This is a genomic window from Sanguibacter inulinus (assembly GCF_013415325.1).
Classification (GTDB): domain Bacteria; phylum Actinomycetota; class Actinomycetes; order Actinomycetales; family Cellulomonadaceae; genus Sanguibacter; species Sanguibacter inulinus.
Genome location: NZ_JACBYE010000009.1, coordinates 40241 through 57416, shown reverse-complemented (window position 1 = coordinate 57416; position 17176 = coordinate 40241). Strand labels below are relative to the sequence as shown.

General features: G+C 69.2%; 16 protein-coding genes. 7 read left to right on the top strand and 9 right to left on the bottom strand.

Features of this window, described 5'->3' with window-relative positions; genetic code table 11:
- Window positions 1-90: 90 nt before the first annotated feature.
- A complete protein-coding gene (locus tag HZZ10_RS05745; protein WP_056132075.1) occupies window positions 91-690 on the bottom strand; it encodes a DUF3043 domain-containing protein in 600 nt (199 codons plus the stop codon).
- Window positions 691-869: 179 nt separating this feature from the next.
- Here HZZ10_RS05745 and HZZ10_RS05740 point away from each other — a divergent pair, with 179 nt between their 5' ends.
- Complete coding sequence (locus HZZ10_RS05740) at window positions 870-2213, top strand: dipeptidase (protein WP_179912771.1); 1344 nt, start codon at window positions 870-872, stop codon at window positions 2211-2213.
- Between the two features lie 204 nt (window positions 2214-2417).
- On the opposite strand, the gene HZZ10_RS05735 is transcribed toward HZZ10_RS05740, so the two are convergent.
- Together HZZ10_RS05735 and nadA are read right to left on the bottom strand one after the other, a co-directional pair.
- Window positions 2418-2945 carry an acyl-CoA thioesterase gene (locus tag HZZ10_RS05735; RefSeq protein WP_179912770.1) on the bottom strand — a complete coding sequence of 176 codons (528 nt, stop codon included), beginning with the start codon at window positions 2943-2945 and terminating at the stop codon, window positions 2418-2420.
- A gap of 95 nt (window positions 2946-3040) precedes the next feature.
- Window positions 3041-4252: a quinolinate synthase NadA gene (gene nadA / locus HZZ10_RS05730; RefSeq protein WP_179912769.1), complete on the bottom strand. Its 1212-nt coding sequence runs from the start codon at window positions 4250-4252 to the stop codon at window positions 3041-3043.
- A 50-nt stretch (window positions 4253-4302) separates the two neighbouring features.
- Here nadA and HZZ10_RS05725 point away from each other — a divergent pair, with 50 nt between their 5' ends.
- Together HZZ10_RS05725 and erpA are read left to right on the top strand one after the other, a co-directional pair.
- A complete protein-coding gene (locus tag HZZ10_RS05725; protein ID WP_179912768.1) occupies window positions 4303-5583 on the top strand; it encodes a glycerate kinase in 1281 nt (426 codons plus the stop codon).
- A 294-nt stretch (window positions 5584-5877) separates the two neighbouring features.
- On the top strand, window positions 5878-6228 hold the full coding sequence (erpA, locus tag HZZ10_RS05720) for an iron-sulfur cluster insertion protein ErpA (protein ID WP_012866564.1): 351 nt from the start codon (window positions 5878-5880) through the stop codon (window positions 6226-6228).
- A gap of 202 nt (window positions 6229-6430) precedes the next feature.
- Here erpA and HZZ10_RS05715 read toward each other — a convergent pair whose 3' ends face one another.
- On the bottom strand, window positions 6431-6856 hold the full coding sequence (locus HZZ10_RS05715; RefSeq protein ID WP_308507503.1) for a sulfurtransferase TusA family protein: 426 nt from the start codon (window positions 6854-6856) through the stop codon (window positions 6431-6433).
- Window positions 6853-8055 (bottom strand): cysteine desulfurase family protein, encoded by a 1203-nt coding sequence (locus tag HZZ10_RS05710; RefSeq protein WP_179912767.1) that lies wholly within the window; start codon window positions 8053-8055, stop codon window positions 6853-6855. Before HZZ10_RS05710 ends, HZZ10_RS05715 begins: the two co-directional genes overlap by 4 nt.
- Before the next feature lie 295 nt (window positions 8056-8350).
- Here HZZ10_RS05710 and ctaC point away from each other — a divergent pair, with 295 nt between their 5' ends.
- From ctaC to HZZ10_RS05690, 4 genes are all read left to right on the top strand, one after another.
- Window positions 8351-9250 (top strand): aa3-type cytochrome oxidase subunit II, encoded by a 900-nt coding sequence (ctaC, locus tag HZZ10_RS05705; RefSeq protein WP_056132090.1) that lies wholly within the window; start codon window positions 8351-8353, stop codon window positions 9248-9250.
- Window positions 9250-11037 (top strand): aa3-type cytochrome oxidase subunit I, encoded by a 1788-nt coding sequence (gene ctaD, locus HZZ10_RS05700; protein ID WP_056132093.1) that lies wholly within the window; start codon window positions 9250-9252, stop codon window positions 11035-11037. Before ctaC ends, ctaD begins: the two co-directional genes overlap by 1 nt.
- Window positions 11034-11432 carry a cytochrome c oxidase subunit 4 gene (locus HZZ10_RS05695; RefSeq protein WP_056132096.1) on the top strand — a complete coding sequence of 133 codons (399 nt, stop codon included), beginning with the start codon at window positions 11034-11036 and terminating at the stop codon, window positions 11430-11432. The genes ctaD and HZZ10_RS05695 overlap by 4 nt, the downstream gene beginning before the upstream one ends.
- A 237-nt stretch (window positions 11433-11669) precedes the next feature.
- Window positions 11670-12752: a DUF4349 domain-containing protein gene (locus HZZ10_RS05690; protein WP_179912766.1), complete on the top strand. Its 1083-nt coding sequence runs from the start codon at window positions 11670-11672 to the stop codon at window positions 12750-12752.
- A gap of 166 nt (window positions 12753-12918) precedes the next feature.
- Here HZZ10_RS05690 and HZZ10_RS05685 read toward each other — a convergent pair whose 3' ends face one another.
- The 4 genes from HZZ10_RS05685 to qcrC all read right to left on the bottom strand — a co-directional run bounded on the left by HZZ10_RS05685 (window position 12919) and on the right by qcrC (window position 17174).
- A complete protein-coding gene (locus HZZ10_RS05685; protein WP_056132101.1) occupies window positions 12919-13542 on the bottom strand; it encodes a superoxide dismutase in 624 nt (207 codons plus the stop codon).
- Between the two features lie 127 nt (window positions 13543-13669).
- On the bottom strand, window positions 13670-15370 hold the full coding sequence (gene qcrB / locus HZZ10_RS05680) for a cytochrome bc1 complex cytochrome b subunit (RefSeq protein ID WP_056132103.1): 1701 nt from the start codon (window positions 15368-15370) through the stop codon (window positions 13670-13672).
- Window positions 15367-16398, bottom strand: a complete 1032-nt coding sequence (gene qcrA / locus HZZ10_RS05675; RefSeq protein ID WP_056132106.1) for a cytochrome bc1 complex Rieske iron-sulfur subunit — start codon at window positions 16396-16398, stop codon at window positions 15367-15369. The genes qcrB and qcrA overlap by 4 nt, the downstream gene beginning before the upstream one ends.
- Window positions 16395-17174, bottom strand: a complete 780-nt coding sequence (gene qcrC / locus HZZ10_RS05670; RefSeq protein ID WP_056132109.1) for a cytochrome bc1 complex diheme cytochrome c subunit — start codon at window positions 17172-17174, stop codon at window positions 16395-16397. The genes qcrA and qcrC overlap by 4 nt, the downstream gene beginning before the upstream one ends.
- Window positions 17175-17176 lie beyond the last annotated feature (2 nt).

The following is a 17176-nucleotide window of genomic DNA, read 5'->3' as shown; positions in this document are numbered from 1 at the left end:
CACAGTATCCGTGACGTACGACACCGGCCGCTCGAGACGAGCGACCGGTGTCGGGTGGATCAGCAGACGCGCCCAGGAGGCGTGCGCAGGTCAGGCTGGGTACTGCCCGTGCTTGACCATCGGCTTGGGCAGACGGGCCCGGCGGATCTGGAAGGCGCGCATCGCGGCGTAGCGGCCGATCCCGCGCAGCTCGACGTTCTCGCCGAACTTCGCGATCAGACGCTTCTTCAGAGCGCGCCACATGATGAAGGTGTCGGCGATCGCGACGATCACCACGATGTACACGGCGAGGATCGCGAAGAGCGCGAGCTCAGGGATCTGGTTGCCGAAGAGAGTCACGACGAGGAAGGCGAGGGCCAGGAACAAGAAGTACTCGGCGACGTTGCGGCGGGCGTCGACGACATCGCGCACGTAGCGCTTGACCGGCCCACGGTCGCGGTAGGGGAGGTGCTTCTCGTCACCGGTCTTCATCGCCTGGTACTCGACGTCGCGGGCGGCACGCTGCTTCGCGCGGGCGGCCTTGGCGGCTGCGCGGCGGTCGTCCGGGACCAGAGGACGCTTGTTCGCGGCCTCGGACACCTTGCGCTTGGGCGTCGGGCGGCCCTTCTTGGCCTGCTCGAGCGCCTCGGCGGCAGCTGCCACGTCGGTGGGCGGGACGGCGTCGTCTGAAGACTTGCTACGTGAGAACACGCAACGATCCTAGTCGACCGGTCGCGAGGGTCGAGCACGGTGCGGCTGCAGGCTCGCCGTCTCGCTCGAGGCCCGCCGGTGCCGCGACCCGGTCGGAGCTGGCAGGTGCGCAGACTCGCTGTCCACAGATGCGCAGGCCCGGCTCTCGGTGGGCGGGGTGGTCGCGATACGGTGCACAGGTGACTCTTCCTGACGACCTCCGGTCCCGTGTCCACGACCTCTTCCCCGCGCTGCGCGCCGACCTCGAGGTGCTCGTGCGCATCCCGAGCGTCTCCGCCCCCGCCTTCGACCAGGCTCACGTCGCATCGAGCGCCGAGGCCGTCGCCGAGCTCCTGCGCGGCGCTGGCCTCGACGAGGTGCAGATCCTCACCTCCGGCGAGAGCCGACCTGCCGTCGTCGCGCGCCGTGCGGCCCCTGCCGGCGCCCCGACGGTCCTGCTCTACGCGCACCACGACGTCCAGCCTCCGGGCGACGCAGCGTCCTGGGCCACCGACCCCTTCGTGCCGACCGAGCGCGACGGGCGCCTCTACGGGCGCGGCGCCGCTGACGACAAGGCCGGCATCGTCGCGCACCTCGGTGCGCTGCGCGCGCTCGGTGACAACCTCGCAGTCGGGGTCACGGTCTTCGTCGAGGGTGAAGAAGAGATCGGCTCGCCGTACTTCGGCGAGTTCCTGGCCGAGCACGCCGAGCTGCTGCGCGCCGACGTGATCGTCGTCGCCGACTCCTCCAACTGGAAGGTCGGCGTCCCCGGCCTCACCACCTCGCTGCGTGGTCTCGTCGACTGCGAGGTCGAGCTGTCGGTCCTCTCGCACGCGGTCCACTCCGGGATGTTCGGCGGACCGGTCCTCGACGCCATCACACTGCTCTCGCGCCTCATCTCGACCCTGCACGACGACGCGGGTGACGTCGCCGTCGCGGGCCTGGCCCACGCACCCGACCCGACGGTCGACTACGACGAGGCCGACTTCCGCGCTGACTCTGGTCTGCTGGACGGCGTGCAGCTCGCGGGCACCGGACCGATCTCCTCCCGCCTGTGGACCAAGCCCGCGCTCTCGGTCATCGGCTTCGACGCCCCGACAGTCGAGCTGTCCTCGAACACGATCGCCCCGAAGGCAACCGCAAAGCTCTCGCTGCGGATCGCCGCCGGGCAGGACCCGGAGGCCGCTCTCGAGGCTCTGCGCACCCACCTGCTCGACCACGCGCCGCTCGGCGCCAAGGTCGTCGTGCGGGACGGCGAGCTCGGCAAGCCCTTCCAGGCTCCCGCCGACTCCGCCGCGATGCGCGCCGCCCGTGCCGCCTTCGAGCAGGCGTGGGGTGTCCCGCCCGTCGACATCGGCATCGGCGGGTCGATCCCGTTCATCGCGGACCTGCTCGAGGTCTTCCCCGACGCCGCGATCCTCGTGACCGGCGTCGAAGACCCGGACTCGCGCGCCCACGGCGCGGACGAGTCCGTGCACCTCGGCGAGCTCGAGAAGGTCGTCCTCGCCGAGGCCCTCCTGCTCGACGGGCTCGCGCAGGGCTGAGCCCCCTGAGAGTCCGACGACCTGTCGGTCTCACGCAGAGAGCCGTCGTCCCCGTCTGGGGCGGCGGCTCTCTGCGTGCGGCATGCAAGATGGCGGCGTGGCCCGACGGCTGCTCCGCACAGCACGGTCCAGCCGGTCTTCAGCCCCGCTGGAGGGCGTTCGTGCCGGAGTCATCCATACGGTGCACTGCCGACCGTCTCGTCGTCAGGCGCGGTGCGCGACGTCCATGGCTCGTGCCCAGGCGGCGACGTCCTCGGGCAGCTCCGGGCTGGTCTCAGGACCGCCGAGCAGTGCCACGACGTCGGGTGCGGGGACGCGGTCCCCGGTCTTGGACAGGAACCGCCCAGCCACGATGCCGCGGGCGGCGAGCTGCCCGCCAGTGGTGACGACCTGCTCGAGGTAGGCGATACGGGGGTCCCAGCCGAGGACCCGGCTGGTGATCTCGACGCGCTGCCCGAGGGTGAGCGACCGGCGGTACTTGACGGTCGACGCGGCCACGACCGGGTACCAGCCACGCTCGTTGAGCAGCGGCATCCCGCCGCAGTCGGCGAGCAGGTTGCTGCGCCCCGTGTCCATCATGTTGAGGTACACGGCGTTGTTGACGTGGCGGTAGATGTCGAGGTCCCCGAGCCTGACCCGGGTGCGGGTCACGGAGGGGTCGAGGACAGTCTGGCCGGGGATCGCCCGGCGAGGACGGAAGGTGGCGAGAGCGAGCTGGATCTGGCGAGTCACCCGGTCACGCTACTACGGCCCCCACCCGACGCAGACGTCAGGTGGAGGCCGTAGGAGGCCTCGGGTCCGGAGACCGGGCAGGAGGTCGCCGCCCCTCAGAGCCCGGGCAGCGCGAGCATCTGGTCGAGGGCGACACGAGCCCAGTGCGCGTCGTCGGAGTCGACGACGATCGGGTTGACCACGCGGCCGGCGACGAGCGACTCCATGGTCCACACGAGGTGGGGGAGGTCGATGCGGTTCATCGTCGAGCAGAAGCACACCGTGGAGTCGAGGTAGTGCACGTTCTTGTCCGGGTGCGCTGCGGCGACCCGGCGCACGAGATTGAGCTCGGTGCCGATGGCCCACGACGAGCCGGGCTCGGCAGCGTCGAGGGTCTGGATGATGAACTCGGTCGACCCCACTAGGTCTGCCGCGACGACGACCTCGTTCTTGCACTCGGGGTGCACCAGGACGTTGATGCCGGGGACCGCCGCGCGGATGTCCGTGACGTTCTTCTCGCTGAACCGCCCGTGGACCGAGCAGTGCCCGCGCCACAAGATCATGCGGGCGTCGCGCAGCTGCTGGGTGGTCAGGCCGCCGCCGGGCTTGCGGGGGTCGAAGACCACGCACTCCTCGGGGGACATGCCGAGCTTGAGGATCGCGGTGTTGCGGCCGAGGTGCTGGTCGGGCATGAAGAGCACCTTGCCGGTGCCCTCGACGCCGCCCACCTGGTCGAAGGCCCAGCGCAGCGCGACCTCGGCGTTGGAGGACGTGCACACGGTGCCCGCGTGGCGACCAGTGAAGGCCTTGATAGCCGCGGTCGAGTTCATGTACGTGACGGGGAGGGTCTGGTCGGCGATGCCGGCGTCCTGGAGGACCTCCCAGCACTCCTCGACCTGGTTGATCGCGGCCATGTCAGCCATGGAGCACCCGGCGGCGAGGTCCGGGAGGATCACCGTCTGGTCGTCCGAGGTGAGGATGTCCGCGCTCTCCGCCATGAAGTGCACACCGCAGAAGATGATGAACTCGGCGTCGGGCCGGGCGGCGGCCTCGCGGGCGAGCTTGAAGGAGTCACCGGTGACGTCGGCGAAGTTGATGACCTCGTCGCGCTGGTAGTGGTGGCCCAAGATGAAGGCTCGGTCGCCGAGTGCCGCGCGGGCGGCTCGGGCGCGTTCGACGAGGTCCGGGTCGCTCGCCGCAGGCAGGGCCCCGGCGCACTCGACACCGCGCTCGGAGGCGAGGTCTTTGCCCTGTCCGAGCAGCAGCAGCGCGGGTGAGGGTGCCGGCTCGGAGAAGGTTGCGTTCAGCAGTGTGCTCACGTCGTCCATGATCTCACAGCGTGCAGGGCAGGGACCGTCCGGCAGGGCAGGATGTGGACATGGACGTCCTGCTGGCTCCCTGCGTCGTGAGCCCCGTCGTGAGCCTTGTCGAGAACGCTGCCGAGGCGCCGGTCGCGAGCTCTGCCGAGAGTGCAGCCGGAGCGAGGCTCCTGAGCGCCTGGACTGCTGCGGCTCCGCACGACGCGGTCGACCTCTGCGAGCTCTCGTCCGGAGGTCCGGGGTTCGCGACGCTCGTCGGACGCCGAGCGGAGACCGTGCGTCGCGGCCGACAGCCGCAGCCTGCGGACCCGGTCGTCTGGCTCGCCCCGAGCGTCGTGCTCGTCGGCACGACCGCCTACGTCGACGCCTCCGCCGCGCTCGTCCACGGGGAGGGGACCTCCGGGGTAGGGGAGCAGCTGATCGCGGCAGTCGGTGCAGGCGCGTCGAGGATCGTCCTGGGGCTCGTCGGGCCGGACCGCTGCATCGTCCCTGATGCCGGGCTCGGGCTGCTCCTCGCACTCGGTGTCGCGGGGCTCGACGGGCGGCGTCTCCTGGCCCTCGGAGACCCGGCCGCCAGGAATGACGAGACCGACCCGATCAGCCCGGCCGTCGACACCGACCAGACCGGCGAGACCCGACAGGCCGACGACATCACCCCCGACCACCTGGCCGGGCTCACCGACGCCCTCGGGCTCCTCGCCCGTGTCGACCTCGTCGGAGCCTGCTCCGACGACCTCCCGCTCCTCGGGCTGCACGGGGCGAGCGCTGCCGCAGGAGAGGTGGGTGCGCTGACGCCCTCCGGAGCCCAGCAGCTCGAGCGGGCTGTCGGCCAGCTCGCCCACACCGTCTGGTCGGTCCAGACCACGTCACGCAGACCCGACCTCCTGTCAGGCTCCGGGTCGGCGGTCCCCGCCCGCCTCCGCGACGTCACCGGTCTGCCCGGGGCAGGCGCAGGCGGCGGGGCCGGATGGCTCGTCGCCCTGGCCGGGGGACGCCTGCTGCCGGGTGCTGCCGTGTTCGCCGACGCCGTCGACCTGCGGAGGCGGGCCGCGGCCGCCGACCTCGTCGTGACGACGGTCGATCACCTCGACGCGTCGACCTTCCACGGCTCGGGCGCCGAGCAGGCGGTGTCTGCGGCCGCCGAGGTCGGTGTGCCGTCCGTGGTGGTCGCGGGGACGAGCATGATGAGCCGGAGGGAGTCGTCCTCTGCCGGGATCAGCGCGGTCTACGTCGCCTCGGACCGGCCGCGCGCCGACGGTGAGACCTCGCCCGTGGACCTTGGGGACGTGCTCGGGCGGGTGGCCAGGTCCTGGTCACCGGCCCGGACGGCGCGTCGCTGACCGGTGTCGACGTGCCTGGACAGGACCCCCGCCGCCATGCTGTCGCGGGCCGCCGCCTGACCCGCTCGACGATGCCGTCGTCGTGCGTGGGCATCATGCGTCGGCCTCCGGTCCTGCGGGAGCCAGCACCGCGCTGGTGACCAGTGAGCGGCACGGGGCTTAGTCTGGTGGGAATACTCCGACGGTGCTGCAGGTTGGCACACGTGCGGGACGGCTCGCACCGCTGAGGCGGAGCTCCGACAGAGCCGGCACCGACCGATCGTCACCAGACTTTCTTCATTGTGGGGAGACACCATGAGCGAGACCACCGAGACAGCGACCCACGGCGTCCTGCTGAGCGACGTCGCGGCGCAGAAGGTCCGCACGCTCCTCGAGCAGGAGGGCCGCGACGACCTGCGTCTGCGCGTCGCCGTCCAGCCCGGCGGCTGCTCCGGCCTGATCTACCAGCTCTACTTCGACGAGCGGGTCCTCGACGGCGACGCCCTCAAGGACTATGACGGTGTCGAGGTCGTCGTCGACAAGATGAGCGTCCCGTACCTCGAGGGCGCGACCATCGACTTCGCGGACACGATCGAGAAGCAGGGCTTCACGATCGACAACCCGAACGCCGGCGAAGGCTGCGCCTGCGGCGGATCCTTCAGCTGATCTGACGCGGGTCGTCGGGGCGAGTGCCCCGCTAGAGACCTGAGGGGCCCGGTCCTGTCTCACGACAGGGTCGGGCCTCTGTCGTGCTCGGGGCACGTCTTCCCTCGGGCTGCGTCGCCCTGGCCCTGCTGCGGCCTGGCGGTGGCGCCGCCCGACGGCGCTGGCCCTAGGTCGCGCTGTCAGCGGGAGGCGCAGACACCTGTCAGCCGCCGAGACGCACGGTGATCGCTGTCGCGACCGGCGCCGGGGCGTCCGCAGCGCCGGTGTCGCGCGAGCCGTGGTCGGACCGGGTGTTCCCCGGTAGCCCTACGTCCGCGCGAGCGCTTCGCGCCGTCCCACCCTCGTCAAGCTCTTCGGGCTCATCGAGCACGGTCGATCCGACCACGGTGTGCCCCCGCATCCGTGCCCAGGCCGGGACGTCGTGCTCGGCGGCCGGGTCGGTGCTCCAGACCGTCACGAGGTCACCCGGCGAGAGGGTAGAGGCGGCCTTCGCGAGCCTGATGACCGGGATCGGGCAGCGCAACCCACGGGCATCGACGATCATCGTGCTGCCGCTGCCGCTGCCGCTGCCGCTGCCGCTGCCGCTGCCGCTGCCGCTGCCGGCACCGGGCTGGGTCGCGTCAGTCACAGCGACTCGACCCCGAGCGCTGCACGCACCCTGGACACGGCCCCCGGCAGGACGGCGAGGAACCTGTCGACGTCGTCTGCTGTCGTGGACCTGTCGAGAGCGATCCGAACGTTGCCGTGCGTGAGCGACCCCATCGCAGCGAGCACGTGGCTCGGCTCGAGGGCACTCGACGTGCACGCAGACCCGGACCCGACGGCGAAACCGGCCCTGTCCAGCTCGCCGACGAGCGCCTCGCCGTCGACGTAGAGGCACGAGAAGGTCACGACGTGGGGGAGCCTGTCGACTGGGTCGCCGACGAGGTCGACGTCCGGCACCAGCAGCGGGACCTGAGTCCGGACCGTGTCCACGAGGGCGCGTCTACGGGCGTCTTGGGCGGCGCGGTCTGCGGTCGCCGCCTGCAGCGCGACGGCTGCGGCGAAGGCGGCGGGGACGTTCGTCCCGCCCGGGAACCAACGGTCCTGGTCTTCAGGCCAGTCGGCCTGCCAGCGCACGCTCTGCCGGACGACGAGGACCCCGGTCCCCCCGGGGCCGCCCCAGTCGGCAGGGTCTGCGGTCAGCACGTCCCAGTCGTCACCGACGGGGACGTGGCCGACGGCCGCGCCGGCATCGACGAGCAGCGGGACGCGGGCGGCGCGGGCTACCTCGTGGGCCCGGGCGAGCGGCTGGAGGGTCCCGACCTCACCGTTGGAGTGCTGGAGAGCCAGGAGCGAGACACCGGGGGCCGTCGCCGCGTTCTCGAGAGCGTCGAGGTCGACGGCGCCGCTGCGTCCGACCGGCACGACGACGTGCTCGGCGGTCGAACCCTCGACGGTGGACTGGTGCCGCCTGACCGCGAAGCCCGACGCCTCGAGGACGGCGGCCCGCTCGACCGCTGATGTCACGACGGACCCGCCGGCCCTCCGGCGGCCGAGGGTCACGGCCCTGACCGCCGCGTGCTGCGCCGCCGCGTGGGAGGGCGCGAAGTGCACCTCTTCGGTCCGGGCACCGAGGACCTCGGCGACCGCCGCGCGGGCTCCGTCGAGCATGGAGGCGGCGCGGCGTCCTTCGGAGTGCAGCCGTCGCGGGTCGGCCCAGCCCTCCGCCAGCGCTCGTGTGAAGGCCTCGTGCGCGTCGGGCAGCAGGCGGGCGCTCCCGCCGGCGTCGAGGTGGACGCGGCCAGGAGCAGAGGAGAGAGCAGCGGGGGAGGTGGCATCGGGCACTCGTCCACGGTAGTCGAGCGTGGGGCACCGGTCCCGCGAGGCCTGGCGGGGTCGTCGTGGGCACCTGCCACCGGGGTCAAGAGTGCTGGCGGAGCCCCACGACGGCACTGTTCGTGACACTCCGACGACTCCTGTGAGCAAAGCGGTCCTCGTGCCACGTCTCACACGTCATCACGGCGATGTCGGGGACTTGCCAGGCCCCTGTCCAGGCTAGGCTTCATGTCATCGAGGACGAAGGTCCTGTGTGCTGCCCGAACACGGTTGGTGTGCAGGACGTGAAGTGAAAGGCCCCCCTTTGCGCTCGGAACGCCCCAACCGCAGTCGAAAGACGGTCGGCAAGCTGGTCATAGCTGCCGCGATCGTCTCCGTCGCCGTGTCCGGATGCTCGGCCGAAGCCCAGCGTGGCTTCCTGCCGGGTTACTCCGACGGCCCCACGACCAACCAGACCGACCGGATCACCGACATGTGGGTGGGCTCCTGGGTCGCTGCGCTGATCGTCGGGATCATCACCTGGGCTCTCATGCTCTGGTGCGTCGTCGCCTACCGGAAGCGCAAGGACGACCACACGCTCCCGATCCAGACCAGGTACCACCTGCCGCTCGAGATCATGTACACGCTCGTCCCGATCGTCATGGTCGGCGTGCTGTTCTTCTTCACGCAGCGCGACATGACCGAGGTCCGTGCGACCGACGCCGAGCCCGACGTGACGATCCAGGTGATCGGCAAGCAGTGGAGCTGGGACTTCAACTACCTGGACGACGACGTCTACGAGACCGGCCAGCACGCCGAGGACGTCGGCTCCCTCGAGAACGAGCTCGGAGGTGTCGGGACCAACTCGCAGTTCCCGACGCTCTACCTGCCCGTCAACGAGGTCGTCGAGTTCCAGCTCGAGTCCCGTGACGTCATCCACTCCTTCTGGATCCCGGCCTTCCTCGACAAGATGGACATGATCCCGTTCCGGACCAACGTCTGGCAGGTGACACCGACCCGCGAGGGCGTGTACGCCGGCAAGTGCGCCGAGCTCTGCGGAGAGTTCCACTCCGGGATGCTCTTCAACGTCGCCGTGGTCTCCCGCGAGGAGTACGACGCCCACATGGCAGAGCTCGAGCAGGCCGGCCAGACCGGACAGCTGGGGCTCGACCTGAACCGTCAGCAGAGCGAGGCTGGCAATGCCGCCGCGGAGGGTGAGAACTGATGGCTGTCGACACCGACACTCACGTCGAGAAGATCCCCGGCCTCGCGCCGGGGCGTCAGACCCTCGGTCGCACGGTGATCAAGTGGATCACCTCGACCGACCACAAGACGATCGGGTACATGTACCTGATCACCTCGTTCATCTTCTTCTGCATCGGTGGCCTCATGGCCCTGGTGATCCGTGCGGAGCTCTTCGAGCCCGGCATCCAGATCGTGCAGAGCAACGAGCAGTACAACCAGCTCTTCACCATGCACGGCACGATCATGCTGCTGCTCTTCGCGACGCCGCTGTTCGCTGGTTTTGCGAACATCATCATGCCGCTGCAGATCGGTGCACCTGACGTCGCCTTCCCGCGACTGAACATGTTCGCGTACTGGCTCTACCTCTTCGGTGGGCTCATCGCCTCCGCGGGCTTCTTCACGCCGCAGGGAGCAGCCTCCTTCGGGTGGTTCGCCTATGCACCGCTGTCGAACACGACGTTCAGCCCGGGCCTCGGCGGTGACCTCTGGGTCTTCGGCCTCGCGATGACCGGATTCGGCACCATCCTCGGTGGCGTCAACTTCATCACCACGATCATCACGATGCGCGCCCCCGGCATGACGATGTTCCGCATGCCGATCTTCACCTGGAACACCCTGGTGACGAGCATCCTCGTGCTCATGGCCTTCCCGCCCCTGGCCGCCGCGCTCTTCGCCCTCGGCGCGGACCGCAGGCTCGGAGCGCAGATCTTCAACCCGGAGAACGGTGGCGCCATCCTCTGGCAGCACCTCTTCTGGTTCTTCGGGCACCCCGAGGTGTACATCATCGCGCTGCCGTTCTTCGGCATCGTCAGCGAGATCTTCCCGGTCTTCAGCCGCAAGCCGATCTTCGGCTACAAGGGCCTGGTCTACGCGACGATCGCGATCGCTGCGCTCTCCGTGACTGTGTGGGCTCACCACATGTACGTCACCGGCGCCGTCCTGCTGCCGTTCTTCTCCTTCATGACGATGTTGATCGCCGTCCCGACAGGTGTGAAGTTCTTCAACTGGATCGGCACGATGTGGCGCGGCAAGCTCACCTTCGAGACGCCGATGCTGTGGTCGATCGGGTTCCTCGTGACCTTCCTCTTCGGTGGACTCACGGGAGTCATCCTCTCGAGCCCGGTCCTCGACTTCCACGTGTCGGACACGTACTTCGTGGTCGCGCACTTCCACTACGTCGTCTTCGGCACCGTCGTCTTCGCGATGTTCGCAGGCTTCTACTTCTGGTGGCCCAAGTTCACCGGGCGCATGCTCAACGAGCGCCTCGGCAAGATCCACTTCTGGCTGCTGTTCGTCGGTTTCCACGCGACCTTCCTCGTCCAGCACTGGCTGGGTGTCGCCGGCATGCCGCGTCGTTACGCGGACTACATGCCTGAAGAGGGCTTCACCTGGATGAACCAGATCTCGACGGTCGGCTCGTTCATCCTCGCGGCCTCGACGCTGCCCTTCCTCTGGAACGTCTACGTCACCTGGCGCAACGCGCCGCTGGTCACGGTCGACGACCCGTGGGGCTTCGGCTCCTCGCTCGAGTGGGCGACGTCCTGCCCGCCGCCGCGGCACAACTTCACGTCGCTGCCGCGCATCCGGTCCGAGCGTCCCGCCTTCGACCTGCACCACCCTGAGGTCGCGGCGATGGACCACCACGCCGTCGACCCTGGTCCCCTCGACCAGATCTACGGTGAGGGTGACCGCCGTGGTCAGCAGTCCCTGGCGAAGGACCGTGTCATCAACGGTCCCGGAGACGAGAACGCAGGAGAGCCCCGATGAAGATCGAGAGCAAGCTGTTCACCTACCTCGCCCCCTTCTTCCTCCTGGTAGCCGTGGTCTACGGCTTCTGGAGCGACTGGGAGCCCGTAGGCACCACCGGGCTGTTCCTGTCGATCGGCCTCGTCGGCATGATCGGGTTCTACCTCGGTTCGACCGCCAAGCGCATGGACCCTCGCCCCGAGGACGACGCCTTCGGTGAGATCGAGCAGGGCGCCGGCGAGCAGGGTGTGTACTCACCCTGGAGCTGGTGGCCGCTCGCGATCGCCGCTGGAGCCGGTGTCTGCTTCCTCGGGCTCGCCGTCGGCTGGTGGGTCTTCGGGATCGGCGTCGTCTTCTCGATGCTCGCGCTCGTGGGCTGGGTCTTCGAGTTCTCTCGCGGACAGCACGCCCACTGATCGACACCTCTCTGGCCGGCTCACGTCGACCTCAGATCTTCACCACAGGCAAGGCTCCGGACCATACGGTCCGGGGCCTTCCTCGTGTCCTGGGGTCCTGCGACAGGCCGCGCTGTCGAGGAGGCTGCGTCGCTTGCAGGTCGGGACGTACCGGTCCGATCTCGGTCTCGACTCGGTTGGGCAACGTTCTGGACGAGTGCGGTCACGCCGCGCCCAGGGGTCTCTAGTGTGGTCGCCATGACGACACGACGCGGTGCACAGGGCGGACCTCGACGCAGGTGGGGGACCGTGGCAGTCCTCGCTGTAGCCGCGGTGCTCGCGGGCTGCTCGTCAGGGGCAGAGAGCACTGCGGGGAGCGCCGACCAGGCGGTCTCAGACCGCTCGGGCAGCGTGGACGGTGCTGACAGCGAAGGCGGGGCAGAACCTGCCGCGGCGGCCTCAGAAGCACTCGCCGCGACCGTCGGCGGGGCCGAGGCAGACCGCTCCGTCATCGTCAGCGGGACCGTCGTGCTGACAGCCGACGACCCGATCGCTGTGGCGGACCTCGTCGCCGGAGCTGTCGAGGGGGCCGGTGGCTACCTCGACGGCCGCTCGGAGTCCCGGGGAGAGGGCTCGCGGCCCGCGCAGGCGCGTCTGACGGTCCGGGTGCCCCCGGGTGAGGTGCAGCCGATGATCGACTCGTTGCGGGGCATCGGTAAGGTCACCGAGGTCGACCTGTCCTCGTCGGACGTGACGAAGCAGGTGGCTGACCTCGAGACGCGGATCTCCGCGAAGAAGGTCGCCATCACCCGTCTCGAAGAGCTGCTCTCCGGCGCGGGGTCCATGGCGGACCTGCTGGCCGTCGAGGGCGAGCTCACCACCCGCCAGTCGGAGCTGGAGCAGCTGCTCACCGAGCAGGCGGGTATCGACGACCTCACGTCCATGGCGACGCTCGAGATCTCTGTCTATGCGACAGACCAGGAGCCGGCACCCGACGAGGACGACGTCTCAGGATTCCTGGGCGGCCTCTCCGCGGGCTGGGACGCCCTGGTGACCGCTCTGGGGGTCGCGGTCACAGTCCTGGGGGTGCTGCTGCCCTGGCTCGTCCTCGTGGCGCTGGTCGGTGCGGTCGCGCTGTGGATCCTCCGCCGTCGACGACGCTCGACCGGCCGCGGGGGTGCCGTGGGCCAGGCCCGGGCGGCTCGTCCTGCGGGGGAGGGGACCGAGACTTCTGCAGACGGGACGACGACGGCGGGAGGTGGCGCTCTCCTCACCGGTGGAGCATCGCTGAAGCCCGGTCCTGCTGCGTCGCAGGACGGCCCGCCAGCCGCGCACGGCTGATCAGGCGCCGCCTCGCCGTGCACCCGTGACGGGTGCCTCGCCGTGCACCCACGACGCGAGAAGGCCCCGCCAGCTCCCTGCCGCCACCTCGTGGACGAGGAGCGGGAAGGGGCCCGACGGGGCCTTCTCGTGGTCTTCAGCGCCTCGCAGGCGCCTCAGGTCGTGCTCAGGGGACGATGAGACCCGAGGTCTGGGTCTTGGCGCGCGCGAGGCGTGCTGCTGCGTCGTCCCAGCTGACCAGGTTCCACCAGGCCGTGACGTAGTCGGCACGGACGTTCTGGTAGTCGAGGTAGTACGCGTGCTCCCAGACGTCCAGGAGGACGATCGGGGTCAGGCCCATCGGGATGTTGCCCTGCTGGTCGTACAGCTGGACGATGATGAGCTTCTGGCCGATCGAGTCCCAGGCGAGGATGGCCCAGCCGGAGCCCTGCACACCGGCGGCGACGGCCGCGAAGTGCTTCTTGAAGGCCTCGAAGGAGCCGAAGTCGTTGCCGATGGTCTCGGCGAGGTCACCCGTGGGCTCGCCGCCGCCCTCGGGGGAGAGGTTCGTCCAGAAGGCGGAGTGGTTGATGTGCCCACCGAGGTTGAACGCGAGGTTCTTCTCGTGGAGGTTGACCGCGGCCAGGTCGCCGCTCTCGCGGGCGTCCGCGAGCTTCTCGAGCGCGGTGTTGGCGCCGGTCACGTAGGCCTGGTGGTGCTTGGAGTGGTGGAGCTCCATGATGCGACCAGAGATGTGCGGCTCGAGCGCACCGTAGTCGTAGCCGAGCTCAGGAAGGGTGTAGACAGCCATTCCGATGTCCTCCTAGACGTCGTTCGCAGCCGAGGGGCCGCGACTCACTGCATAACGCGGAAGGCCCGCGAACATGTTCCCACCAGGGATTTCAGTTCGCGGGCCATCCACCTACTGTGCCGTACCTTCAGTGCTTGTGCTCGTCCGTGACCACTCCGTGACCAGTGGCGTCCCTCACGGGGTCCAGCTGGGCAGCCGAGTCGCTCGAGTCGAGCTGGTCGTGCTCGCCGTGCGAGTGCGCCGCGGCCAGCTCGGCCGGGGTGACGGGCTCGACCCGGTCCTCGAAGAAGAAGCCAGAGAGCTTCTGCAGCTGACGGTCGAAGGCGTAGCCCTTGCGACGCACACCACGAGCGTCCTCACGGGGAGCGATCTCGAGCGGACGGTTGGCCTCGTAGCCGACGCGCAGCCACCGCTCCTGCTCGTCGAGGGGCTTGTGCACCTCGATGTACTCACCGTTCGCGAAGCGGACGATGCGTCCGGTCTCGTGACCGTGGAGCACGAGCTCACGGTCCTTGCGCTGGAGTCCGAGGCAGATGCGCTTCGTGATCCAGAACGCCGCGACAGGTGCGAGGAAGAACGCGAAGCGGAACACCCAGGTGATCGAGTTGATCGACAGGTGGAAGTGCGTCGCGATGAGGTCGTTCGACCCGGCGAGCGCCAGGATGATGAACGCCGTGAGGAAGGCGACGCCCAGACCGGTGCGGACCGGGACGTTGCGCGGGCGGTCGAGCACGTGGTGCTCGCGCTTGTCCTTGGTGACGGCCGCCTCGACGAAGGGGTACACCGCGAGGAAGGTGAACAGCAGACCGGGGATGACCACCGCGGGGATGAGGACGTTGAGCGACAGCGTCCAGCCGGCGATGACGAACTCGGGCTGGCCCGGCATGAGTCGCAGCGAACCCTCGAGGAAGAGCATGTACCAGTCGGGCTGAGCACCGGCGCCGACGGGGGAGGGGTCGTACGGTCCGTAGTTCCAGACGTTGTTGATCGCCATGGTGGCACCCATGAGGGCGATGACGCCGAAGACGATGAAGAAGAAGCCACCGGCCTTGGCCACGTAGACGGGGAACAGCGGGAAGCCGACCACGTTGTTGTTCGTGCGGCCGCCACCGGGGTACTGCGTGTGCTTGTGCAGCACGACGAACAGCAGGTGGAGACCGATCAGCGCGAGGATCAGCGCCGGCACCACGAGGATGTGCAGCGTGAAGAGCCTCGGGATGATGTCCTCGCCCGGGAACTCGCCGCCGAAGATGAAGTACGACAGGTAGGACCCGATGACCGGGATCGACTTGACGACACCGTCGGTGATGCGCAGGCCGTTGCCGGAGAGCACGTCGTCGGGGAGCGAGTAGCCGGTGAAGCCGGCGAGCAGACCGAGGATCATCAGCACGAAGCCGACCATCCAGTTGAGCTCACGCGGCTTGCGGAAGGCGCCCGTGAAGAACACGCGCATCATGTGCGTGACGATCGACGCCATGAAGAGCAGCGCAGCCCAGTGGTGGATCTGGCGCATCAGCAGACCGCCGCGGACCTCGAAGGACAGCTTGAGCGTCGAGGCGAAGGCCTCGGACATCAGCTGACCGCTCATCGAGGACAACGGGCCGTGGTACTCGACGAGGCCCATCGAGGGCACGAAGAACATCGTCAGGAAGACACCCGAGATGAGCAGCACCACGAAGGAGTAGAGGGCGACCTCGCCCAGGAGGAAGGACCAGTGGTCGGGGAACACCTTGCGGGCGAACCCCTTGACCGCGTGCGAGATGCCCGTGCGCTGGTCGAGGTAGTCGGCGGTCGCAGCCACCGGCTTCGGTGCTTGGGTTGTTGTCATTTCAGGCGTCCCCAGTAGCTCGGGCCCACAGGCTCGTCGAAGTCGTCCTGTGCGATGAGGTAGCCCTCGTCGTCGACGGCGATGGGCAGCTGGGGCAGCGGGCGCTTCGCAGGACCGAAGACGACCTTTGCACCGTCGGCGACATCGAAGGTCGACTGGTGGCACGGGCACAGGAGGTGGTGTGTCTGCTGCTCGTAGAGCGCGACGGGGCAGCCGACGTGGGTGCAGATCTTCGAGTACGCGACGATGCCCTCGTGGGACCACGTCTTGCGCTCTTCGGACTCTTTCAGGTCTGCAGGGTCGAGACGGACCAGGAGCACGACCGCTTTGGCCTTCTCCGTGATCCACTCGTGCGATCGACGCTCTTCCTCGGGCACGTCAGGGATGACGTGGACGACAGAGCCGATGGTGACGTCAGCGGCCTTGATGAGACGGCCGTTGGGGTCGATGGCGAGGCGGGTGCCGCGCTTCCAGATGGTGTGCTTGAACTTGCTGATGTCCCAGTCCCCGCCGACCGAGCTGACGAGCGGCACGGCGATGGTGAGCGGGAAGAGTGCGAGCGCGGTGACCACTGCGCCCTTGAGCACCGGGCGGCGGGCGATGCCGGAGTCTTCGGCGCCGGCCTTGAGCTCGGCGATCGCAGCCTCGCGGACGTCGTCAGAGCCGCGCTGCGGGTGACGCTCGTCGACGTGCTCGTGGTCGGACATGAGGGTCTTGGCCCAGTGCACGGCGGCGAGGCCGATGCCCATGAGCGCGAAGAAGAGCCCGAGCCCGACGGCGAGGTTCGCGTTGCGGGTGCTCTCGGTCGTGCCCTCGAGGCGGAACACGAAGAAGGCGACGATCATGCCGATGGTGCCCAGGATCGAGATCGCGAACAGCACCACGGTCTGACGCTCGGCGCGCTTGGCGGCCTTCGGGTCCTTGTCGGCCATGCGGAGCTTGTGCTCCGGGACGCCCGGGTCCGGGAAGGTCTCGAGCTGCTGCCCACCGGTCGAGGTGGTGAGCTCCGACGAGTTGTGCTCGGTCATGAGGACTTCGCTCCGATCCACACTGCGCACCCGATGAGGGCTCCGATGCCGACGATCCACACCCACAGGCCCTCGCTGACGGGGCCGAGGTTGCCGAGGTCTGCGCCACCGGCGGATCCCTCGCGCTGCTCGACGAGGTACGCGATGACGTCGCGCTTCTCCTCGGGGGTGATGGTCGCGTCGTTGAAGACGGGCATCGACTGCGGGCCGGTGAGCATGGCCTCGTAGATGTGCGTCGGGGTGGTCCCGGTGAGGGCGGGTGCGTACTTGCCCTCGGAGAGCGCTCCACCGGCGCCGACGGCGTTGTGGCACATGGCGCAGTTGGTGCGGAAGATCGCCGAGCCGTTCGACGCGTCGCCGAGCTCAGGGTTGACCTGCTCCTCGGTCGGCGTGGCCGGGCCGGGGCCCAGCGAGGCGACGTAGGCGGCGAGCTGGTTGGTCTGCTCGGCGTCGAACTGGGCCGGCTTGGCCGGAGCCTGCGGGCTGTTCATCTGCATCGGCATACGGCCGGTGCCCACCTGGAAGTTCACCGAGGCTGCACCCACACCGATGAGCGAGGGGACCTCGTCACGGCCTTCGGCGTTGATGCCGTGGCACGTGGCGCAGTTCGCCTGGAAGAGTTTTTCACCGGCTTCGATGTCAGTGGTCGCAGCAGTGTCGGCGCTGGCCGACGTGGGCGACAGGACGGCGTACAGGCCGCCGGTCACCAGCAGCGCCAGCAGCATCAGCACGACCGGCGTGAGCCGGTGGTGTCGGCGGGCGGCGAGTGCCTTCACGG

Excerpts from the sequence above, each read along its gene's own strand:
- HZZ10_RS05695 (WP_056132096.1), top strand. The coding sequence starts at position 11,034 with ATGAAGATCGAGAGCAAGCTGTTCACCTACCTCGCCCCCTTCTTCCTC.
- HZZ10_RS05690 (WP_179912766.1), top strand. The coding sequence starts at position 11,670 with ATGACGACACGACGCGGTGCACAGGGCGGACCTCGACGCAGGTGGGGG.
- HZZ10_RS05725 (WP_179912768.1), top strand. The coding sequence starts at position 4,303 with ATGGACGTCCTGCTGGCTCCCTGCGTCGTGAGCCCCGTCGTGAGCCTT.
- qcrB (WP_056132103.1), bottom strand. The coding sequence starts at position 15,370 with ATGACAACAACCCAAGCACCGAAGCCGGTGGCTGCGACCGCCGACTAC.
- qcrA (WP_056132106.1), bottom strand. The coding sequence starts at position 16,398 with ATGACCGAGCACAACTCGTCGGAGCTCACCACCTCGACCGGTGGGCAG.
- HZZ10_RS05685 (WP_056132101.1), bottom strand. The coding sequence starts at position 13,542 with ATGGCTGTCTACACCCTTCCTGAGCTCGGCTACGACTACGGTGCGCTC.
- erpA (WP_012866564.1), top strand. The coding sequence starts at position 5,878 with ATGAGCGAGACCACCGAGACAGCGACCCACGGCGTCCTGCTGAGCGAC.
- nadA (WP_179912769.1), bottom strand. The coding sequence starts at position 4,252 with ATGGACGACGTGAGCACACTGCTGAACGCAACCTTCTCCGAGCCGGCA.
- ctaD (WP_056132093.1), top strand. The coding sequence starts at position 9,250 with ATGGCTGTCGACACCGACACTCACGTCGAGAAGATCCCCGGCCTCGCG.